Source organism: Candidatus Planktophila sp., assembly GCF_040402315.1.
Classification (GTDB): Bacteria; Actinomycetota; Actinomycetes; order Nanopelagicales; family Nanopelagicaceae; genus Planktophila.
In genome coordinates this window covers 1-1450 of record NZ_JBBAMU010000065.1, presented here as the reverse complement: position 1 = coordinate 1450, position 1450 = coordinate 1, and the positions used below count along the sequence as shown (strand labels likewise).

2 protein-coding genes and 1 pseudogene are annotated in these 1450 nt (G+C 49.3%); 1 reads left to right on the top strand and 2 read right to left on the bottom strand.

Features of this window, described 5'->3' with window-relative positions:
- Nucleotides 1–354, bottom strand: a pseudogene (locus AC9UEP_RS06005) (hypothetical protein); the annotation flags it as partial.
- A gap of 116 nt (nucleotides 355–470) precedes the next feature.
- Here AC9UEP_RS06005 and AC9UEP_RS06000 point away from each other — a divergent pair.
- Nucleotides 471–1145: an SDR family NAD(P)-dependent oxidoreductase gene (locus tag AC9UEP_RS06000; RefSeq protein ID WP_509545104.1), complete on the top strand. Its 675-nt coding sequence runs from the start codon at nucleotides 471–473 to the stop codon at nucleotides 1143–1145.
- Here AC9UEP_RS06000 and AC9UEP_RS05995 read toward each other — a convergent pair.
- The coding region (locus AC9UEP_RS05995) for a tetratricopeptide repeat protein (RefSeq protein WP_509545102.1) at nucleotides 1129–1450 on the bottom strand (322 nt) is incomplete at its 5' end. The genes AC9UEP_RS06000 and AC9UEP_RS05995 overlap by 17 nt on opposite strands.

The window sequence follows — 1450 nt, the reverse complement described above, 5'->3', positions numbered from 1 at the left end:
GCCCAATAATTTGGAGCTATCTGCAGGGATTACTTTCGCTAATTCTTTAAAGGTCGCAGCTTCCCATTGAAAGGTCTTGCGCTTGTCACTGTTATGCCAAATGCCATGGGCTCTCCAGCCATCATAAATCAATTGCTGCAGGTGACCTTTGTCCTGGCCCACAGTTCCGATGCCGATTTTATGCAGCTTTAATTGCTCATGAGTGAGTAGATATAGATATGAAGGCTGATGTGCGGGGTAGGCATATCTGCCACACGGAACGCAGCTATTGCCACACGAAACGCTGGAAATGTGTTCAGTCAGCACTGCGCCACACCTTGCACAATCAGGCGCTGAATTCATAACTAGATTCATTTCACTTTCTCATCTGTTTTCTGTATCTAAGCATAATTTAAGTTGCAGCGACTCAATCGGCATGATGGACTTTGCCCCTTGACCCAATTCGGGTATTTACAGAGAGCTGGTTATCCGTGGCACGTGAACTTGCAGGTAAGAAAATTGTCATCGTCGGTGCAACTGGGGTGCTGGGCTCTGAGCTAGCCGCACAACTTTCGGCCGAGGGAGCACGCGTTTGCGCGATTGTCCGCGATGCTTCGCGCTTAAATCCGGCAACTGTGACAGCGCACGCAATTGCAGAGATTTCAGATATCACTGCTCTATCAGCAGCCCTGGCAACGCTGGCACCATTTGATGGTCTGATCAATGCCGCTGGTGTTGTGGCCTTTGGAAACGTGGCAGAGCTAGATGATGCAACGCTCACAAGCCTTTTTGCTATCAATGCCATCGCTCCGATTGTCATGTTGCGCGAGAGTTCAAAGCACATCAACGAAGGTGGATTCTTTGCAAACCTGACCGCTATTGTCGCTCAGCAACCGATGGCGGGAATGGCTGCATATAGTGCATCAAAGGCTGCGGTGTGGGGCGCCATGATCGGAGCAGCACGTGAACTTCGTCGCCAGCAAATTGATGTCATTGATGTGCGTCCGCCCCATACTGAAACAGGTCTAGCTAATCGTCCCATTGCTGGCGTTGCCCCAAAACTTCCAACGGGTCTAGAACCAGGTGCGGTAGCGGCCAGAATCGTTCAGGCGATAAAAGACGGTGAACGCGATCTCCCGGTTGAGGCCTTTACTTCTTCTGCGTAGCTAGGGCAATCCCCTGCTTTAAATCCAAATACTCCTCGCAAGAAGTGCCGCACAAAGCTTTTAGCTTCGCCAGATTTTGTTTCGCTAGCGCCATCTTCTTTTGAATCAAAAAGAGCTCACCCTGGTATTCAAGGGCGCCTAGATGGCTGGGATCAATCGTGAGCGCCTTAACATAGTACGCACCCGCTTGTTTATATTGACCTAACTTTCGGGAGGCGAACCCTAATAAATTATTCACATCGGCATTATCAGCAACAATCCTATTAACCTGCTTTAACTCTACCAAAGCCTGGCGATAATTTTTT